The organism is Streptomyces sp. NPDC056296 (assembly GCF_042268605.1).
Taxonomy (GTDB): domain Bacteria; phylum Actinomycetota; class Actinomycetes; order Streptomycetales; family Streptomycetaceae; genus Streptomyces.
Genome location: NZ_JBHJRX010000001.1, coordinates 115,026 through 132,106, shown reverse-complemented (window position 1 = coordinate 132,106; position 17,081 = coordinate 115,026). Strand labels below are relative to the sequence as shown.

Annotated in this window: 19 protein-coding genes; 13 read left to right on the top strand and 6 right to left on the bottom strand. The window is 73.3% G+C overall.

The genetic code is table 11. From position 1 onward, the window contains the following. Window positions 1–11: 11 nt before the first annotated feature. Window positions 12–1,499 (bottom strand): NAD(P)H-hydrate dehydratase, encoded by a 1,488-nt coding sequence (locus ACFCZF_RS00590; protein WP_376669798.1) that lies wholly within the window; start codon window positions 1,497–1,499, stop codon window positions 12–14. A 72-nt stretch (window positions 1,500–1,571) separates the two neighbouring features. On the opposite strand from ACFCZF_RS00590, the gene ACFCZF_RS00585 reads away from it, so the two are divergent. Next, a complete protein-coding gene (locus ACFCZF_RS00585; RefSeq protein WP_376669797.1) occupies window positions 1,572–2,174 on the top strand; it encodes a helix-turn-helix domain-containing protein in 603 nt (200 codons plus the stop codon). On the opposite strand, the gene ACFCZF_RS00580 is transcribed toward ACFCZF_RS00585, so the two are convergent. Beyond that, window positions 2,156–2,827, bottom strand: a complete 672-nt coding sequence (locus ACFCZF_RS00580; protein ID WP_376669938.1) for a formylglycine-generating enzyme family protein — start codon at window positions 2,825–2,827, stop codon at window positions 2,156–2,158. The two genes, ACFCZF_RS00585 and ACFCZF_RS00580, sit on opposite strands and share 19 nt — an antisense overlap. 98 nt (window positions 2,828–2,925) lie before the next feature. Further along, window positions 2,926–3,297, bottom strand: coding sequence for a holo-ACP synthase (locus ACFCZF_RS00575; protein ID WP_375907083.1), 372 nt, complete (start codon window positions 3,295–3,297; stop codon window positions 2,926–2,928). Window positions 3,298–3,409: 112 nt separating this feature from the next. Between ACFCZF_RS00575 and alr the strand changes: the two genes are divergently transcribed. The 4 genes from alr to ACFCZF_RS00555 all read left to right on the top strand — a co-directional run bounded on the left by alr (window position 3,410) and on the right by ACFCZF_RS00555 (window position 6,928). Further along, on the top strand, window positions 3,410–4,576 hold the full coding sequence (gene alr, locus ACFCZF_RS00570) for an alanine racemase (protein WP_375907086.1): 1,167 nt from the start codon (window positions 3,410–3,412) through the stop codon (window positions 4,574–4,576). Between the two features lie 124 nt (window positions 4,577–4,700). Further along, window positions 4,701–5,945, top strand: a complete 1,245-nt coding sequence (locus ACFCZF_RS00565; protein ID WP_376669796.1) for an alpha/beta fold hydrolase — start codon at window positions 4,701–4,703, stop codon at window positions 5,943–5,945. Between the two features lie 90 nt (window positions 5,946–6,035). Beyond that, complete coding sequence (gene tsaE, locus ACFCZF_RS00560; RefSeq protein WP_376669795.1) at window positions 6,036–6,569, top strand: tRNA (adenosine(37)-N6)-threonylcarbamoyltransferase complex ATPase subunit type 1 TsaE; 534 nt, start codon at window positions 6,036–6,038, stop codon at window positions 6,567–6,569. A 179-nt stretch (window positions 6,570–6,748) separates the two neighbouring features. Next, window positions 6,749–6,928: a hypothetical protein gene (locus ACFCZF_RS00555; protein ID WP_376669794.1), complete on the top strand. Its 180-nt coding sequence runs from the start codon at window positions 6,749–6,751 to the stop codon at window positions 6,926–6,928. A 22-nt stretch (window positions 6,929–6,950) separates the two neighbouring features. On the opposite strand, the gene ACFCZF_RS00550 is transcribed toward ACFCZF_RS00555, so the two are convergent. Beyond that, the gene (locus ACFCZF_RS00550) at window positions 6,951–7,505 is read right to left on the bottom strand and encodes a hypothetical protein (RefSeq protein ID WP_376669793.1); all 555 of its coding nucleotides are present in this window, start codon (window positions 7,503–7,505) and stop codon (window positions 6,951–6,953) included. Between the two features lie 171 nt (window positions 7,506–7,676). Between ACFCZF_RS00550 and tsaB the strand changes: the two genes are divergently transcribed. The 6 genes from tsaB to ACFCZF_RS00520 all read left to right on the top strand — a co-directional run bounded on the left by tsaB (window position 7,677) and on the right by ACFCZF_RS00520 (window position 12,543). Beyond that, entirely contained in the window at window positions 7,677–8,330 is a 654-nt protein-coding gene (gene tsaB / locus ACFCZF_RS00545) for a tRNA (adenosine(37)-N6)-threonylcarbamoyltransferase complex dimerization subunit type 1 TsaB (RefSeq protein WP_375907101.1), read from the top strand. A 50-nt stretch (window positions 8,331–8,380) separates the two neighbouring features. Then, window positions 8,381–8,866 (top strand): ribosomal protein S18-alanine N-acetyltransferase, encoded by a 486-nt coding sequence (gene rimI / locus ACFCZF_RS00540; RefSeq protein ID WP_376669937.1) that lies wholly within the window; start codon window positions 8,381–8,383, stop codon window positions 8,864–8,866. Beyond that, the gene (gene tsaD / locus ACFCZF_RS00535) at window positions 8,859–9,962 is read left to right on the top strand and encodes a tRNA (adenosine(37)-N6)-threonylcarbamoyltransferase complex transferase subunit TsaD (protein ID WP_376669792.1); all 1,104 of its coding nucleotides are present in this window, start codon (window positions 8,859–8,861) and stop codon (window positions 9,960–9,962) included. Before rimI ends, tsaD begins: the two co-directional genes overlap by 8 nt. Beyond that, window positions 9,959–10,219, top strand: a complete 261-nt coding sequence (locus ACFCZF_RS00530) for a hypothetical protein (RefSeq protein WP_375907107.1) — start codon at window positions 9,959–9,961, stop codon at window positions 10,217–10,219. The genes tsaD and ACFCZF_RS00530 overlap by 4 nt, the downstream gene beginning before the upstream one ends. 117 nt (window positions 10,220–10,336) lie before the next feature. Further along, window positions 10,337–11,395 carry a LacI family DNA-binding transcriptional regulator gene (locus ACFCZF_RS00525; protein WP_375907109.1) on the top strand — a complete coding sequence of 353 codons (1,059 nt, stop codon included), beginning with the start codon at window positions 10,337–10,339 and terminating at the stop codon, window positions 11,393–11,395. Window positions 11,396–11,514: 119 nt separating this feature from the next. Next, window positions 11,515–12,543: an LCP family protein gene (locus ACFCZF_RS00520; protein WP_376669791.1), complete on the top strand. Its 1,029-nt coding sequence runs from the start codon at window positions 11,515–11,517 to the stop codon at window positions 12,541–12,543. A 44-nt stretch (window positions 12,544–12,587) separates the two neighbouring features. On the opposite strand, the gene ACFCZF_RS00515 is transcribed toward ACFCZF_RS00520, so the two are convergent. Both ACFCZF_RS00515 and ACFCZF_RS00510 read right to left on the bottom strand, forming a co-directional pair. After that, the gene (locus ACFCZF_RS00515; protein WP_376669790.1) at window positions 12,588–13,877 is read right to left on the bottom strand and encodes an RNA-guided endonuclease InsQ/TnpB family protein; all 1,290 of its coding nucleotides are present in this window, start codon (window positions 13,875–13,877) and stop codon (window positions 12,588–12,590) included. A gap of 141 nt (window positions 13,878–14,018) precedes the next feature. Next, the gene (locus ACFCZF_RS00510; RefSeq protein WP_376669789.1) at window positions 14,019–15,356 is read right to left on the bottom strand and encodes a methyltransferase domain-containing protein; all 1,338 of its coding nucleotides are present in this window, start codon (window positions 15,354–15,356) and stop codon (window positions 14,019–14,021) included. Here ACFCZF_RS00510 and ACFCZF_RS00505 point away from each other — a divergent pair. Both ACFCZF_RS00505 and ACFCZF_RS00500 read left to right on the top strand, forming a co-directional pair. Further along, window positions 15,339–16,280, top strand: coding sequence for a polysaccharide deacetylase family protein (locus ACFCZF_RS00505; RefSeq protein ID WP_376669788.1), 942 nt, complete (start codon window positions 15,339–15,341; stop codon window positions 16,278–16,280). The genes ACFCZF_RS00510 and ACFCZF_RS00505 overlap by 18 nt on opposite strands. Further along, window positions 16,277–16,996 carry a polysaccharide deacetylase family protein gene (locus ACFCZF_RS00500; RefSeq protein WP_376669787.1) on the top strand — a complete coding sequence of 240 codons (720 nt, stop codon included), beginning with the start codon at window positions 16,277–16,279 and terminating at the stop codon, window positions 16,994–16,996. The genes ACFCZF_RS00505 and ACFCZF_RS00500 overlap by 4 nt, the downstream gene beginning before the upstream one ends. The last annotated feature ends 85 nt before the right edge of the window (window positions 16,997–17,081 follow it).

The window sequence follows — 17,081 nt, the reverse complement described above, 5'->3', positions numbered from 1 at the left end:
AAACACCCCGCTCACCCCACCCCAGCCACATCCCGCCACGCCCCCGGAATCGCCTCGGCGACGTCGTGCGCCCCCACCGGCGCCCCCTCCGCCGCGAACCGCCCCGCCAGCCCGTGCACGTACGCCCCCGCACTCCCCGCGTCCCGCGCCGACAGCCCCGCCGCCAGCAGCGACCCCGCCAGGCCGGACAGCACGTCCCCGCTCCCCGCCGTGGCGAGCCACGACGTCCCCGTCGAGTTGACCCGCACCGGGCCACCCTCCGCCCCGGCCACCACTGTCGTCGACCCCTTCAACAGCACCGTCGCCCCGTACCGCTCCGCCAGCTCACCTGCCGAGGCCAGACGCGAACCCTCGACCTCCTCCCGGCTCACCCCGAGCAGCGCCGCCGCCTCCCCGGCATGCGGCGTCATCAGCGTCGGCGCCGTACGGTCCCGTACGGCACCCGCGTCGGCCAACCGCAGTCCGTCCGCGTCGATCAGCACCGGCACCTCCGCCGCCAGCACCTGAGCCACGGTCCCGGCGTCGTCACCGGCGCCCGGACCGACGACCCACGCCTGCACCCGCCCCGCCTGCTTCGGCCCCTGGTCGGACACGAGCGTCTCCGGGTAGCGGGCGATCACCGCGTCCCCGGCCGGACCGACGTACCGCACCGCCCCGGCCCCGCCCCGCAGCGCCCCGGCGACGGCGAGCACGGCCGCGCCCGGATAGCGGGCCGACCCGGCGGCGATGCCCACGACCCCTCGCCGGTACTTGTCGCTCTCCGCGCCCGGCACCGGCAGCAGCCGTGCCACGTCGGCGTGCTGCAACGCCTCCAGCCCGGCCGCGTCGTTCGGCAGCGGCAGCCCGATGTCCACCAGCCGCACCGCCCCCGCGTACTCGCGCGCCGGATCGACCAGCAGCCCCGGCTTGTGTGCCCCGAACGTCACCGTCAGGTCGGCCCGCACGGCCGTCCCCCGCACCTGCCCGGTGTCCGCGTCCACGCCGCTCGGCAGGTCGACGGCGACGACGGCGGCTCGCGACCGGGCGGCCGCGTCGGCGAGCGGCACCGCCTCCTCCCGCAGCCCGCCCTTGCCGCCGATCCCCACGATGCCGTCGACGACGAGATCGGCCCGCGCGATCAGCTCCCCGGCGGTCCGGGTCCCGGTGCCGGTCCCGGCCGGGGTTCCGGTCCTGCACTCCGCGACACGTCCACCCGCCCGCCGCAACGCCGCCAGCCCCCCGCCGTGCACGCGCTCCGGCGTGAGCAGCACCGCCGTCACGCCCGCCCCGCGCCGGGCGAGCCGTGCCCCGGCGTACAGGGCGTCGCCGCCGTTGTCCCCGCTCCCGACCAGCAGCACCACCCGGCCGCCGTAGACCCGGCCGGCCACCCGCCCGAGCACCTCGGCACAGGCGGCGGCGAGCCCGGCCGCGGCCCGTTGCATCAACGCCCCCTCCGGCAGCCGTGCCATCAGCTCCCGTTCGGCCGTCCTGACCATCTCCACGCTGTACGCAGTCCGCATGCCGTCGAGTCTTCCCCGTCCGCCGGGAACACGCCCGACTCCGCCATCCGCGTCGTGAGGGACAGTTGTCCCATGGGCGACGACGAGACGGCGCAGGTGATGACCTCACTCGGGGCACGCCTGCGCGCCATCCGGCAGGCCCGCGGTCTCACGCTGGCCCAGCTCGGCGCCGCCACCGGCATCTCCGTCAGCACGCTGTCCCGGCTGGAGTCGGGACAGCGTGAACCGGGGCTGCGGCACCTGCTGCCGCTGGCCAGGGCGCACCGCCTGCCCCTGGACGAACTGGTCGGCTCCCGGACCGGCGACCCCCGCGTCCACCCGCGCCCCTTCACCCGGCACGGCCAGACCTGGATTCCCCTCACCCGCAACCCCAACGACGGGCTGCACGCCTACAAGCAGATCCTCCCCGCCCCGCCGGTCGCGCGGACCGGAACGGCCCCGCGCCCCGACCAGGGCTCCCACGAGGGCCACGAGTGGATCTACGTGCTCTCCGGGCGCCTGCTCCTCGCCCTGGGCGAGCACGACCTCGTCCTGACGGCGGGTGAGACGGCGGAGTTCGACACCCGCGTCCCGCACGGCATCGCCAACGCCGGGGACGGGCCCGTCGAGTGGCTCGCCCTGTACGGGGCGCAGGGCGAGCGGATGCACATCCGGGTTCAGCCGACGGGGCCCTGACCAGCTCCGCCGACCGAACGGGCGACGCGGAACCCCACGTCGTCGACCCGGAACGTCGGGTGGCTGCGGCGCCGTACGGAGGCCCGGCAGCTCCAGTGCTCGTCGAACCAGCCGCCGCCGCGCAGCACCCGGTAGGCGCCGTAGACCTCGGCGTCGTAGACGTCCCAGCACCACTCCCAGACGTTGCCGAGCATGTCGTACAGGCCCCAGGCGTTCGGCCGCCTGCCGCCCACCTCGTGGACGCGCTCGCGGGAGTTGCCCCGGTACCAGGCGATGTCGTCCAGGGCGCCGTAGCGCGGCCCCTCCGTCCCGGCGCGGCAGGCGTGTTCCCATTCGGCCTCGGTCGGCAGCCGGTACCCGTCGGCGGAGGTGTCCCAGACGACGCCGTCGTCGCCGTCGGTGAAGCGGTAGGCCGGGCGGAGCCCTTCGTGCCGCGACAGGGAGTTGCAGAAGGCGACCGCGTCCGCCCAGGAGACGTCCGCGGCGGGCAGCCGCCCTTCCCGGGCGGCGACGGGCCGCCGCCCGGTGACCCGCGCGTACTCGGCCCGCGTGACCGGGAACGCCGCCAGCCGACAGGACGCGACCTCCACCGGCCAGCTGCGCCGCGTCCGCCGGTCCGACAGGGTCACCCGTCCCGGCGGAACGGAGACCATGCCGTTCTCCGCACGTACGTCATCGGCTTCCGCGCTCACGTCGCTCACGTCGCTCACGTCCATGGACGGATGATCCCAGTGGGCTCGAAGCGTGTGCCCTACCCCTCCGCGATCACCACCGCCGACGCCACCCCCGCGTCATGGCTCAGCGACACGTGCCACGACGTCACGCCCAGCTCCGCCGCCCGCGCCGCCACCGTCCCCGTCACCCGCAGCCGTGGCTGTCCGGTGTCCTCGACGTACACCTCGGCGTCCGTCCAGTGCAGCCCCGCCGGTGCGCCGAGCGCCTTCGCCAGGGCCTCCTTCGCCGCGAACCGGGCGGCGAGCGAGGCGACGCCCCGACGCTCCCCGCTCGGCAGCAGCAACTCGCTCTCCAGGAAGAGCCGTCGTGCCAGGGCCGGCGTGCGTTCCAGGGACAGCCCGAACCGCTCGATCTCGGCCACGTCGATCCCGACCCCGATGATGCTCATGCGAGGCACCCTAACGACTGGTGGGCGCACGGAAACGACTGGCGGGCGCGCGCGGGCCCGGGCGCGCTGCGGCGGAAGCGGGGCCCGGGTGCTCTGAGACACTGGGGGCACGATGAGTGAGACAGCTGCTCGGCGGGCCGCGGTGACGCGGGCCCGTGCCGAGATCGACCTGGCCGCCCTGCGGGCCAACGTCCGCGCACTGCGCGAACGGGCTCCCGGGGCGGCTCTCATGGCCGTGGTCAAGGCCGACGCCTACGGCCACGGCGCGCTCCCGTGCGCCCGCGCGGCCGTCGCGGCGGGCGCGACCTGGCTGGGCACCGCCACCCCGCAGGAGGCCCTCGCGCTGCGCGCGGAGGCGGGACTGCCGGACGACGTGCGGATCATGTGCTGGCTGTGGACGCCGGGCGGCCCCTGGCAGGAGGCCGTCGAGGCGGACCTCGACGTGTCCGTCAGCGGGATGTGGGCCCTGGACGAGGTCACCGAGGCGGCACGGCGGGCCGGGCTCCCCGCGCGCGTGCAGCTCAAGGCCGACACCGGACTCGGCCGGAACGGCTGCCAGCCGGGCGAGGACTGGGCGGAGCTGGTCCGGGAAGCCCTGCGGGCCGAGGGCGAAGGGCTGCTCCGCGTCACCGGTCTCTGGTCGCACTTCGCCTGCGCCGACGAGCCCGGACACCCCTCCATCGCCGCCCAGCTCACCCGCTTCCGGGAGATGACGGCCTACGCCGAGCAGCAGGGCGTGCGCCCCGACGTGCGGCACATCGCCAACTCGCCGGCCACGCTCACCCTCCCCGAGGCCCACTTCGACCTCGTACGGCCGGGTATCGCGATGTACGGCGTCTCGCCCAGCCCCGAGATCGGCACCCCCGCCGACTTCGGACTGCGCCCCGTGATGACGCTGGCCGCCTCGCTCGCCCTGGTCAAGCAGGTCCCCGGCGGCCACGGCGTCAGCTACGGGCACCACTACACGACCCCCGGCGAGACGACCCTCGGCCTCGTCCCCCTCGGCTACGCGGACGGCGTCCCCCGCCACGCCTCCTCCACCGGGCCCGTCCTGGTCGACGGCAAGTGGCGCACGGTGGCGGGGCGGATCGCGATGGACCAGTTCGTCGTCGACCTGGGCGGGGACCGGCCGGAGCCGGGCACCGAGGCGGTGCTGTTCGGGCCCGGCGACCGCGGCGAACCCACGGCCGAGGACTGGGCCCAGGCGGCGGGCACCATCGGCTACGAGATCGTCACCCGGATCGGATCCCGCGTTCCGCGCGTCTATGTGAACGAGTGACGCGCCCGCACACGGCGTGACGCCCGCACACGGCGTGACGCCCGCACACGGCGTGACGCGCGTGCAGGTGAATCGGCAACCAGCGGGTATCCGCACAGCGGCCCGGCGAAGAGGAGCGGTGTACGTGAGCGAGGGAAACGCGGAGACCGTCGTGTCGGCCGTCGCCTCCGCCACGGAAGCGGCCACCGAGGTCGCCGCCGGCGGCTGGCGCCGGGCGACCGGCATCGCGGGTGTCGCGATAGGCGTGGTCGCGGCGGGCGCCGCGGCCGGCGTGGCGATAGAACGGCTCACCGTCGGCCGCGGGATGCGCCAGAAGGCACGTCTCGCCCTCGACTCGACGGGACCCTACGGCGGGCTGCGCGGCACCCCCGGCAAGGCGTACGCCGACGACGGCACGGAGCTGTACTACGAGGTCGACGACGTCGATCCGGAGAAGGAGTCCGCGCTCACGCGGCGCCGCCGGCGGCTGTTCGGCCGTAAGGCGCCCGCCCCCGTGACCGTCGTCTTCAGCCACGGCTACTGCCTCAACCAGGACTCCTGGCACTTCCAGCGGGCGGCCCTCAGGGGCGTCGTCCGCACCGTGCACTGGGACCAGCGCAGCCACGGCCGTTCCGCGCGGGGCGTGTCCCAGGTGCGGGAAGACCGGCCGGTCACCATCGACGAGCTGGGCCGCGATCTGAAGGCCGTCATCGACGCGGCCGTGCCCGAGGGCCCGATCGTGCTGGTCGGACACTCCATGGGCGGCATGACCGTGATGGCGCTGGCCGACGCGTTCCCCGAACTGATCCGCGACCGGGTCGTCGGCGCCGCCCTCGTCGGTACGTCCTCCGGCCGCCTCGGCGAGGTCAACTTCGGGCTGCCCGTGGCCGGCGTCAACGCGGTCCGGCGGGTGCTGCCGGGTGTGCTCAAGGCGCTGGGGCAGCGGGCCGACCTGGTGGAAAAGGGGCGGCGGGCGACGGCGGACCTGTTCGCCGGGATCATCAAGCGGTACTCGTTCGCGTCCCGGGACGTCGATCCGGCCGTGGCCCGGTTCGCCGAGCGGATGATCGAGTCGACGCCGATCGACGTGGTCGCCGAGTACTACCCGGCCTTCAACGACCACGACAAGACCGCGGCCCTCGCCCACTTCGCCGGCCTGCCGGTCCTCGTGCTGGCCGGGGTGCGGGACATGGTCACGCCCAGCGAGCACAGCGAGGCGATCGCCGACATCTTGCCGGGCGCCGAGTTGGTACTGGTGCCGGACGCCGGGCACCTGGTCATGCTGGAGCACCCAGCGGTCGTCACCGACCGCCTCGCTGATCTGCTCGCCCGCGCTGGGGCGGTGCCGTCCACGGCTACCGTGGATGGCTGTGACTCCGCCTCTTCCTAGATGGAAGCGGCTTCCAGCCTTCCGGCTGCGGTCCAGCCCGAACCAACCCCTTGCGGGGCGTGTCCATTCTACTACTGCAAGTGAGTGACGATGGAAGAATCCGCTAAGCCGCATGTCCCCGCCGAGCCGTCCGAGCCCGCCCGCGACACCGAGATCACCGTCACCTCCCCCGAGCAGATGCGGGAACTGGGCCGCAGGCTCGCCAAGCTGCTCCGCGCCGGTGACCTGCTGATGCTCAGCGGGGAGCTGGGCGCGGGCAAGACGACGCTGACCCGGGGACTCGGCGAGGGCATGGGCGTCCGAGGCGCCGTCACCTCCCCGACCTTCGTGATCGCGCGCGTGCACCCCTCCCTCGGCGACGGTCCGCCGCTCGTCCACGTGGACGCCTACCGGCTCTCCGGCGGTCTGGACGACATGGAGGACCTCGACCTCGACGTCTCCTTGCCCGACTCGGTGATCGTCGTGGAGTGGGGGGAGGGCAAGGTCGAGGAGCTGACCGACGACCGGTTGCAGCTCCGGATCCACCGGGCCGTGGGCGACACCACCGACGAGGTGCGGCACGTGACGCTGACGGGCGTCGGCGAGCGCTGGACAGCGGCCGACCTGAGCGTGCTCGCGGTCTGAGCCGGCGCCCCGGGTCCGAGCCGGCGCCCCCGGTTCGGGCCGACCCTCCCCGTCCGGGGGACGTTCCGACAAGGCGTCGGGAAGATATTGCGTTCGGGGACCCGCGCGTGGTCACATGGTATCCAACTCGTAGTTAGGCATGCCTAACTACGCCCGCCCCCGACCTTCAGGAGGCGTCCATGCCGGAGACCGAGCCGCAGCAGCAGGCCGGGCGGCAGCCGCAGTCGCCCGCGCTCGCCGGGGTGTCCATGCACGACCTGCTCGCGTCCTGCGCCGCCGCGGCGGCCGTCTCGACGCCGCCACGCGCGCCCGAGCCGGAGACGTGCCACCCCGTCCGGGAACACCGCGAGGCCGCCTGACCTCCGCGTCCGCGGCACTTCGTCAGGGAACGACGACGACCCGCTGCCCGATCGTCGCGAACCGCCACATCGCGTCGCCGTCCGCGCGCGTCTCCCGGATGCCGCCGGTGCGCTCGCCCGCGTCGGGCTTCGCCGTCGAGCCGTCCACCGCCGCGCTGAACCCGATGACCACGCCCTCGACGCTGGTGAAGCGCACGACGTGCTCGACCGGGATGCCGTCGGAGCCGGTGACCCGGTTCGAGCGGGACGTGACCGCGTAGGTGCCCGGCGCCGGGTCGACCGTGCTGGGCGTGACCTCGAAAGTGCGCCCGACCTTGTTGCCCGCGCCGACCAGCCACACCCGGTCGTCGTCCACCGAGTACACCACCCGTTCACCCCTTCCGGAGCCCGCGGGAAGGGCGTTCGGATGCCGCCGGTCGCGGGGGGCCTTGGAGGCGCCGGGGGCGGGCGTGCTGCTCGCTCGGGTCCGGCCGAGGTCGGCGGGGGCGCTGACCGACGCCTGGTGGCCGAGGTAGCCGATCGTGGCGAGGGCCGCCGCGGTGAGGCCGGTGACGAGACCGGCGCTGCTGCTTGCCACTGGCGACCACCTCGTCGTCGTACGTCGTGCGTCCTTTCCGGGCGACCGTAGCAGTCCGTGACCGTGTGGACGCGGCGAGCGACACGGGGTGCCGGCACCGGCACCGGCACCGGCACCCGGCCCGTCGACCGGGCGTCCGCCGCCGGCCCCGCGGCGCCGTAGGCTGTTTGCGTGCTCTTGCTCGCTCTGGATACCGCCACGCCCGCCGTGACCGTCGCGCTGCACGACGGTACGGACGTCATCGCCTCGTCGAGCCAGGTGGACGCACGCCGGCACGGTGAGCTGCTGCTGCCCGCCGTCGACCGGGTGCTCGCCGAGGCCGGTCTGCGGCTCGACGCCGTCACGGGCATCGTCGCCGGCATCGGCCCCGGCCCGTACACGGGGCTGCGCGTCGGCCTGATGACCGCGGACACCTTCGGACTCGCGCTCGGTGTGCCCGTGCACGGAGTGTGCACGCTGGACGGCCTCGCCCGGGCCGCCGACCTGGAGGGCCCCTTCGTGGTGGCGACCGACGCCCGCCGCAAGGAGGTCTACTGGGCCCGGTACGCCGACTCCCGCACCCGCCTCACCGACCCGGCGGTCGACCGCCCCGCCGACATCGCCGAGCAGGTGGCCGGACTCCCGGCCGTCGGCGCGGGCGCGCTCCTGTACCCGGACACCTTCCCGAAGGCGCACGAGCCCGAGCACGTGTCCGCCGCCGCCCTCGCGTGTCTGGCCGCCGAGAAGCTCGCGGCGGGCGAGGAGCTGCCCGCGCCCCGGCCGCTGTACCTGCGCCGGCCCGACGCCCAGGTCCCCAAGAACTACAAGGTGGTCACCCCCAAGTGACCGGAGCGACCGAGCCCGTGACCCCGCCCGTCCACGCCGAACTGCGCGAGATGCGCTGGTGGGACATCGACCCCGTGCTCCGGATGGAACGGGAGCTGTTCCCGGAGGACGCCTGGTCGCGGGGCATGTTCTGGTCCGAGCTGGCCCACGCGCGCGGATCGGGTGCGACCCGGCGGTACCTGGTCGCCGAGCAGAACGACCGGGTCGTCGGCTACGCGGGCCTGGTCACCTCCGGGGAACAGGCCGACGTGCAGACCATCGCCGTCGCCCGCGACCACTGGGGCACCGGCCTCGGCGCGCGGCTGCTGACCGAACTGCTGCGGGCGGCGACCGCCTTCGAGTGCGCCGAGGTGCTGCTGGAGTGCCGGGTGGACAACACCCGCGCCCAACGGCTGTACGAGCGCTTCGGCTTCGAGCCCATCGGCTTCAGACGCGGCTACTACCAGCCGGGGAACGTGGACGCCCTGGTGATGCGCCTGACCGACCCCTCCACCTCCGTACCGGGAACCGAACGAGGAACCGACAACCATGCCTGACGAACCGCTGGTCCTGGGGATCGAGACCTCCTGCGACGAGACCGGTGTCGGTGTCGTCCGGGGCACCACCCTGCTGGCCGACGCCGTCGCGTCCAGCGTCGACGAGCACGCCCGCTTCGGCGGCGTCGTGCCGGAGGTGGCCAGCCGTGCCCACCTGGAGGCGATGGTCCCCACCATCGACCGCGCCCTGAAGGAGGCGGGGGTGAGCGCGCGCGACCTCGACGGCATCGCCGTCACCGCGGGCCCCGGCCTCGCCGGCGCCCTGCTGGTCGGCGTCTCGGCGGCGAAGGCGTACGCCTACGCCCTCGGCAAGCCCCTGTACGGCGTCAACCACCTCGCCTCGCACATCTGCGTCGACCAGCTGGAGCACGGCCCGCTGCCCGAGCCGACGATGGCGCTGCTGGTCTCCGGCGGCCACTCCTCCCTCCTGCTCTCCTCGGACATCACCTCCGACGTCCGCCCGATGGGCGCCACCATCGACGACGCGGCCGGCGAGGCCTTCGACAAGATCGCCCGCGTGCTGAACCTGGGCTTCCCCGGCGGCCCGGTCATCGACCGGTACGCGCGCGAGGGCGACCCCAACGCGATCGCCTTCCCGCGCGGACTGACCGGCCCGCGCGACCCGGCGTACGACTTCTCCTTCTCCGGGCTGAAGACGGCCGTGGCCCGCTGGATCGAGGCCAAGCGGGCGGCGGGGGAGGAGGTGCCGGTGCGCGACGTGTCGGCGTCCTTCCAGGAGGCGGTCGTGGACGTGCTGACCCGCAAGGCGGTACGGGCCTGCAAGGACCAGGGCGTCGACCACCTGATGATCGGCGGCGGCGTGGCCGCCAACTCCCGGCTGCGGGCCCTGGCCCAGGAGCGCTGCGAGGCGGCCTGCATCCGGCTGCGCGTGCCGCGCCCCAAGCTGTGCACGGACAACGGGGCGATGGTGGCCGCCCTCGGCGCCGAGATGGTCGCCCGGAACCGGGCCGCCTCCGACTGGGACCTGTCGGCCGACTCGTCCCTGCCGGTGACGGAACCGCACGTGCCGGGCCACGGCCACACGCACGCTCACGACCACGTCCACGAGGTCAGCAAGGAGAACTTGTACTCGTGACCGTCGCGCTTATGTGGGAGGCGCGGGCCGTGCCCGGCCGGGGCGAGGAACTGCTGGCCTGGGCACGGGCACAGCCGCTCGGCGGCACCCCGCTGCGCAGGGAGGTCCTGCGTGCCCCGCAGGACCGGGTCCTCGTCATCACCTGGTGGGACGCCGACTACGACGCCGAGCTGCCGGAACTTCCTGAGCCGGACGGGGGCCTGGTCACGCGGGCGGTCCACCGGTGGCGCTTCGAGTCGGTGGCGGACGGGGACTGACCCGGGCGTGCGAGCCCTGGGAGTCCCGAAGTTTTCGCTGTGAGTGGCGAATGTTCCGAGGGCCCATGACTCTCCGGCCTCTTCGTCAGGAGAGCCCGCAGGGATACGATCGCCGCCATGACATCCCCGCAGCCCGCTGAAACCCGGACGCAAAGGCGGTCCGCGCAGACCGCGACCCTCGCCGAGATCGCGCGAGAGGCCGGTGTGTCGGCGCCGACTGTTTCGAAGGTCCTCAACGGCCGCGCCGACGTCGCCCCCGCGACCCGGGCCCGCGTGGAGGAGCTGCTGCGCACCCACGGCTACCGGCGACGGCGGGCCGAGGCGAGCCGCTCCCCCCTGATCGACCTGGTCTTCCACGAGCTGGAGAGCGCCTGGGCGATGGAGGTCATCCGGGGCGTGGAGAACGTGGCGCGGGACGCGGGGCTCAGCGTCGTCCTCTCCGAGAGCGCGGGGCGCCTCACGCCCGGCCGGACCTGGGCCGACCAGGTCGCCGCCCGCCGTCCGCACGGCGTGATCCTCGTCCTGTCCGGCCTCGACGAGTCCCAGCGGGCCCTGCTCACCAGCCGCTCCATCCCGTTCGTGGTGATGGACCCGGCCGGCGACCCGGGAGCCGACGTGCCGTCCATCGGCGCCACCAACTGGCAGGGCGGACTCGCCGCCACCCGGCACCTGGTCGACCTCGGCCACACCCGGATCGGCGCGATCAGCGGACCCACCCGGATGATGTGCAGCCGCGCCCGCGTCGACGGCTACCGGGCCGCCCTGGAGACGGCCGGGCTGCCCGTCGACCCGGATCTCGTCATGACCGGCGACTTCCACCACGAGGCCGGCTACCGGCAGGGCCTGGAACTGCTGCGCCGTCCCGACCGGCCGACCGCCGTCTTCGCCGGCAACGACCTGCAGGCGCTCGGGCTGTACGAGGCCGCGCGCGAGCTGGGGCTGCGCATCCCGCAGGACCTGAGCGTGGTCGGGTTCGACGATCTTCCGGTGGCCCGTTGGGTGGGGCCGCCGCTGACGACCGTACGGCAGCCGCTCATGGAGATGGCCGAGGCGGCGGCCCGGCTGGTGCTGGACCTGGGGCGGGACGACGGGTCCGCGGCGGCGACCCGGGTGGAGCTGGCCACGAGCCTGGAGGTGCGCAGCAGTACGGGGGCGCCCGGGGCGCCCTCAATCTGAGAATTTCCGCAGAATGACGGCCCACGTATGTCCGTCCCCAACAATTCGGACTTATGTTCCTTCCGACGGGGCATTCGGGTGGGGACGTGGACGGGACCGGCAGGGGCGGGGGCGGACGCATGGCTGCGCGGGTTGGGCGGGGCGGGCGCGCGAAGGGGTTGAAGGCGGCCGGCCTCGCCCTGGTCGGCGCCCTGTTGCTCGGGGTCGCCGCGGCGGGCTGGGCCTATTGGCACCTGAACGGCAACATCAAGAGCGTCGACATCAACGGCGCGCTCGGCGACGACCGCCCCGCGCGGCCGGTCACGGCCCCCTCCGCCGGGCCGTCGGCGTCGCCCGTGCCCACCGGAGCCCTGAACATCCTGGTCCTCGGCTCGGACTCGCGCAGCGGCGAGGAGAACCAGGAGCTCGGCGGCGGCGACAGCGAGGGCGCCCGTTCGGACACCGCGATGGTCGTCCACCTCGACGCGGGCCGGGCCGCCGCCACCGTCGTGAGCATCCCGCGCGACACGCTCGTCACCCGCCCGTCCTGCCCGCTGCCGTCCGGCGGTGAGTCCCGGGAAGCGAGCGGCGCGATGTTCAACACCGCCTACGCGCTGGGCGGTCCGGTCTGCGCGGTCAAGACCGTCGAGTCGATGACCGGCGTCCGCATGGACCACTACATCGAGATCGACTTCTCCGGCTTCGCCAAGCTGGTCGACGCGCTCGGCGGGGTCACGGTCACCACGGACGTGGACATCGACGACGACAAGAGCCACCTCCACCTGGACGCGGGCACCCACCACCTCGACGGCACCGAGGCCCTCGGCCTGGCCCGCACCCGGTACGGCCTGGCGGGCGGCAGCGACCTCGCCCGCATAGAGCTCCAGCAGAAGCTGGTGAAGGCGCTGCTGGAGCAGATCTCCGCCACCGACCTGCTCACCGACCCCGCCCGGCTGTACCAGGTCACCGACGCGGTCACCGGCAGCCTCACCACCGACACCGGCCTGGACTCGCTGGGCGAGCTGATGAGCCTCGGCCGCAGCCTCGGGGGCCTGTCGGCGGACGACGTACGCACGGTGACGATGCCCGTCGTACCGGCGCCCTGGGACGCCAACCGGGTGGTGGCCCAGGAACCGGACGCCGGTGACCTGTGGGAATCGCTGCGTTGATCGGAACTTCTGTGCTGCATGGTGGGCTTTGACATCCTCCCCCTCTAGAAGAGGGGGATTTCAACCCGAGTGGGTTGAGGTTCACGGGCGTTCGAACGGCTGGTGGCCGCTGTCACCCCTCCGGCACCGGCTGCACGCCGGGGGCGGGGGATCCCGCCCTGTCCTGCCGCGACGTTGACTGCTGCGTTCTCATCCGCGTTGCAACTGAACCCACAGGACACACAGACGAACTCGGCTTGGCTCTTGCGCGAGTCCTTCTCGATCCAGCCGCAGGTGCTGCACCGCAACGACGTGTACGGCGCTGGCACGTCCTCGACCCGGCCGGGGGCCTTTTCCTCGGTACGCCTGCGGAGCAGGCCCCAGCCCTGGGCGAGGATCGCCCGGTTCAGCCCGGCCTTCTGTCGCACCAGCGTGCCGGGCCGCTCTGCCGTTCCTTTCGCCGAGGCGGTCATGCTCTTGACGTTCAACTTCTCGAAGCGCACGAGGCGGTAGGTGCGGGCGAGAATCGTCGAGGTCTTCTCGCACCAGTCCTTGCGTCGGGCCGTCTCCCGGGCCTTCAATCTGGCGACTTTCGCGTACTCTTCCCGCTTGCGGTCGCTGCCCTTGGGCGCGCGGGCCGCGCGGCGCTGGTGTTTACGGATCTGCGCCCTTTCCCGGGCGGTGAGTTGCGGACAGTTCAGTGCCCGCCCGTCCGACAGAGCGGCGGTGATCGTCACACCCCGGTCGACACCGATGACGTTGTCCGTGCTGGGTGTCTTGATGGGGTCGGGGATCACGGCGAAGGCGATGTGCCACTGATCGTTATGGAAAGTGACCCGGAAGGTCTTCGCCGAGGGCAGATCGCGCCGGGTGAGGCGGAAACGGACCCAGCCGCAGCCGGGTACTTTCACCTGAGCCCAGCGCCGGTTGAGCTTCTGCACCAGTACCGACCTTCCCTGGACCTGCCGGCCGGTCTTCGCGCTCAGTTTCGGCGTGCCGTCCTGCTCCCACTCCGGGATGCGGTGGGTGCCGATTACCCGGAAGCCCTCGTGCCGGTATTTTTTGCGCCAGGTCGGCTTACCGAAACCGGATGTGAACCTGGCACTCTTGGCCTTGGCGAAGTCCTTCAACGCCTGCTGCTGCACATCTGCGTTCCCCGAACGCAGCCATTCGTTGTCCCGGCGGGATTCGGTGAGCTGACGGCACTGCTCGGCGAAGCCTGGGGCGGCTATGCGCCCCTTGCGCCAGTGCGCGTGTTGTTCGACGGCCAGGTTCCACACGTACCGGGCGTGCGCGCAGTGTCCGAGCATGATGCCCGCCTGCTCGTTCGTCGGATACAGCCGGAACCGTGACATGCCGCCAACGTAGCCGCCCTATCGGCCTCCCTCTTCACATTCGGTGCCCCTCACTCGAACGAGTGGCCGGATCGCCTTGGGGGTGGCGTTCTGACGCCTCCGAGTTGGCCGGAGATCGGGTGCCGACGACTCGCCCGACAGCTAGCGCACCGGATGCCCGATCAGCATCGTCGGCGCCCCCGACACCCGGGTCATGAACACGGTCGCCGCGTTCGGCCCCTGTGGCTTGACCTTCTTCCGCAGTTCCTCCGGCTCCACCGCCGAGCCCCGCTTCTTCACGGTCAGGTTGCCGACCCGGCGCTCCCGCAGCAGCGCCTTCAGCTTCTTGACGTTGAAGGGCATCCGGTCGGTGATCTCGTACGCCGTGGCGTACGGCGTCGGCACCAGCTCGTCCGCGGTGACGTACGCGATGGTCGCGTCGAGCAGCCCCCCGCCGACCTGTTCGGCGACCTCGGCGACCAGATGGGCGCGGATGACGGCGCCGTCCGGCTCGTACAGGTACCGGCCGGGCGTGCGGACCTCCGGGTCGGGCAGGCCGGTGCCGAGCAGGGTGCGGGGCCCGGGCAGCAGCGTGGCCCGCACCGCCCCCGGCGCGCCGCCGAACCACAGCACCGCCTCCTTCACGTCGCCGCCGTCGGAGATCCACTCGGCCTCGGCGTCGTCCGGCACCGCCTCGTGCGGAATGCCCGGCGCGACCTTCAACGCGGCGGCGCGGGCAGCCGTACGGGCCGCCTCGACCGCCCAGGACAGCGGCGGTGAGTACGCCTCCGGGTCGAAGATCCGCCCACCCGTCGCCCGACCGCCGCCCCTCACCGACGCGCTTCGCGCGGCCCCTGCTGATGGCCCGCCCCGCCGCGCGGGATCGACGAACACGGCGTCGTACCCACCGGTGTCGACTTCCGTGACATCCGCCTCGCGCACTTCGATCAGCTCACCCAGCTCCAGCGCCTCGGCGTTGGCGCGGGCGGCGGCGGCCGTCGCCGGGTCCCGGTCCACGGCCAGCACCCGGATCCCGGCCCGGGCCAACGCGATCGCGTCGCCGCCGATCCCGCAGCACAGGTCGGCGACCGAGGCCACGCCCAGGGCCGACATCCGCTCGGCCCGGTACGCGGCCACGCTCGCCCGCGTCGACTGCTCGACCCCGTTGGACGTGAAGAACATCCGCCCGGCGTCCTCGGCCCCGAACTTCGCCACCGCCCGCTGCCGCAGCCGCGCCTGTCCGAGCGCGGCCGACACCAGCTCGGCGGGGTGCGTGCGCCGCAGCCGGGTCGCGACCGCCAACTCCCGCGCGGGGTCGGTGTCGCGCACCTCGTCGAGGAGGGCGCGGCCCTCGGGGGTGAGCAGGGCGAGGAGGGCGTCGAGGTCGTTCACCGGAACATTGTGGGCCAGTCGGTGGACGGTGTGCCTCCGGCGCGGTGTCGGGCCGGGTTCGGCGGCCGGGGACTGCGAGGATCCGGCACCATGCGAGCAGTCGTACAAAATGACAAAATCCGGGCGTCCAGGGTGTTCCGGGCGTCCTCCCCAGGGCTCCGGACGCGCGGCGGTGTCGCCGCGCTCGCCGTCGCCGCCCTCGCCTCCGGCTGTGCGCAGGACGCCTCCGAGGTGCGGGGCGCCGCCGGCCGGCAGCCCCTCCAGGCGCCCCCGGCCCGCGCGCTCGACGCCTACGCGTCCAAGCTGCGCGCCGCACACGCGGCCCGGGTCGCCGCCGCCGAGCGCTGGAACCTGAAGAAGGTCCCGCTGACGGCCCCGCCGCCCCCCGCGAAGAAGCCGGAGATCAAGGCACGCAAGGGCTTCGAGGTGAGGGGCCAGAAGAACCTCCCGCCGGTCTTCACTTCGATCCCCACCAAGGAGAAGATCGTCTTCCTCACCATCGACGACGGCGCCGAGAAGGACCCGGCGTTCCTGCGGATGATGAGCGAGCTGAAGATCCCGTACACCGCCTTCCTCAGCGACTACCTGGCGAAGGAGGACTACGGCTACTTCAAGAAGATGCAGGACCGGGGCGTCACCCTCAACAACCACACCCTCCACCACCCCTACCTGCCCGGCCTGTCCTACGCCGAGCAGAAGCGCGAGATCTGCGGCATGCAGGACGTGATCGAGAAGCGCTACGGCAAGCGCCCGACCCTCTTCCGGCCGCCCTACGGCAACTACAACCGCGACACCCTGCGCGCCGCCAAGGCCTGTGGCATCGAATACGCCCCGATCTGGAACGAGGAGGTCTTCGCCGACCACTGGGACTACCGCGAGTGGGACCGGGAGATCCACCCCGGCGACATCGTCCTCACCCACTTCCGGGGCGAGGACGACTGGGGCGGCACCATGCGCGACATGGTCCGCGAGTTCCTCGACAAGGTCACCGCCGAGGGATACGCCGTGGCCCGGCTGGAGGACTACCTGTGAGGCGCGGGCGGTTCCGGCCGGCCGGGGCCGCCCTGGCAGCCGTACTGCTCACCGGCTGCGCCCAGTTCGCCGGCCCCGCCCAGCAGCCGGCGGCCGGAGAGCCCGCCCAGGGCAGCGACCGGGGGCAGAACCTGCCGCCCGTCGTGGACCACGTCCGCACCACGGACCGGGTCGTCTTCCTCACCTTCGACGACAGCGCCGAGCGGGACCCGCACTTCGCCGACCTGGTCCGAGAGCGGCGGCTCCCCGTCACCCTGTTCCTCACCGACACCGTCGCCGGCCCCGCGTACGGCCACTTCGCCCGGCTCCGCTCGGTCGGCGCGAGCCTGCAGAACCACACCCTCGACCACCGCTCCCTGCGCGGTCTGCCCTACGCCGGCCAGCGCGCCGAGATCTGCGGCCAGCAGACCAAGCTCAGGTCCCGCTTCGGCGTCCGCCCCCACCTCTTCCGCCCGCCCTACGGCACGTACGACGCCACGACCCTGCGCGCCGCCGCCGACTGCGGTATCGCGGCGGTCGTCCTGTGGCGGGCGACCCTGAACGCCGACGGCGACCTGACCTACACCCGCGGCGAGCACCGTCTCCACCCCGGCGACATCGTGTCCGTCGACCCGGACCACCCGACGGGCCTGGGCCTGAGCGCCCGCACGGAACGTTTGCTGGAGACGATCGAGGAGCAGGGGCTGAGGGTGGGACGCCTGGGGGACTACCTCTGACGTCCTGCGTGACGTCTCGATGCCGGGACTTCCCGCTCTGACTTCTTGATGCCGAGGGGGCGGCCCCCGGGCCCCCGCTTCCGCC

What these genes read in the sequence shown, in the direction of transcription:
- ACFCZF_RS00590 (WP_376669798.1), bottom strand. Translation starts at nt 1,499, where the DNA reads ATGCGGACTGCGTACAGCGTGGAGATGGTCAGGACGGCCGAACGGGAG.
- ACFCZF_RS00585 (WP_376669797.1), top strand. Translation starts at nt 1,572, where the DNA reads ATGGGCGACGACGAGACGGCGCAGGTGATGACCTCACTCGGGGCACGC.
- ACFCZF_RS00580 (WP_376669938.1), bottom strand. Translation starts at nt 2,827, where the DNA reads ATGGTCTCCGTTCCGCCGGGACGGGTGACCCTGTCGGACCGGCGGACG.
- ACFCZF_RS00575 (WP_375907083.1), bottom strand. Translation starts at nt 3,297, where the DNA reads ATGAGCATCATCGGGGTCGGGATCGACGTGGCCGAGATCGAGCGGTTC.
- alr (WP_375907086.1), top strand. Translation starts at nt 3,410, where the DNA reads ATGAGTGAGACAGCTGCTCGGCGGGCCGCGGTGACGCGGGCCCGTGCC.
- tsaE (WP_376669795.1), top strand. Translation starts at nt 6,036, where the DNA reads ATGGAAGAATCCGCTAAGCCGCATGTCCCCGCCGAGCCGTCCGAGCCC.
- ACFCZF_RS00555 (WP_376669794.1), top strand. Translation starts at nt 6,749, where the DNA reads ATGCCGGAGACCGAGCCGCAGCAGCAGGCCGGGCGGCAGCCGCAGTCG.
- rimI (WP_376669937.1), top strand. Translation starts at nt 8,381, where the DNA reads ATGCGCTGGTGGGACATCGACCCCGTGCTCCGGATGGAACGGGAGCTG.
- tsaD (WP_376669792.1), top strand. Translation starts at nt 8,859, where the DNA reads ATGCCTGACGAACCGCTGGTCCTGGGGATCGAGACCTCCTGCGACGAG.
- ACFCZF_RS00525 (WP_375907109.1), top strand. Translation starts at nt 10,337, where the DNA reads ATGACATCCCCGCAGCCCGCTGAAACCCGGACGCAAAGGCGGTCCGCG.
- ACFCZF_RS00520 (WP_376669791.1), top strand. Translation starts at nt 11,515, where the DNA reads ATGGCTGCGCGGGTTGGGCGGGGCGGGCGCGCGAAGGGGTTGAAGGCG.
- ACFCZF_RS00515 (WP_376669790.1), bottom strand. Translation starts at nt 13,877, where the DNA reads ATGTCACGGTTCCGGCTGTATCCGACGAACGAGCAGGCGGGCATCATG.
- ACFCZF_RS00505 (WP_376669788.1), top strand. Translation starts at nt 15,339, where the DNA reads ATGCGAGCAGTCGTACAAAATGACAAAATCCGGGCGTCCAGGGTGTTC.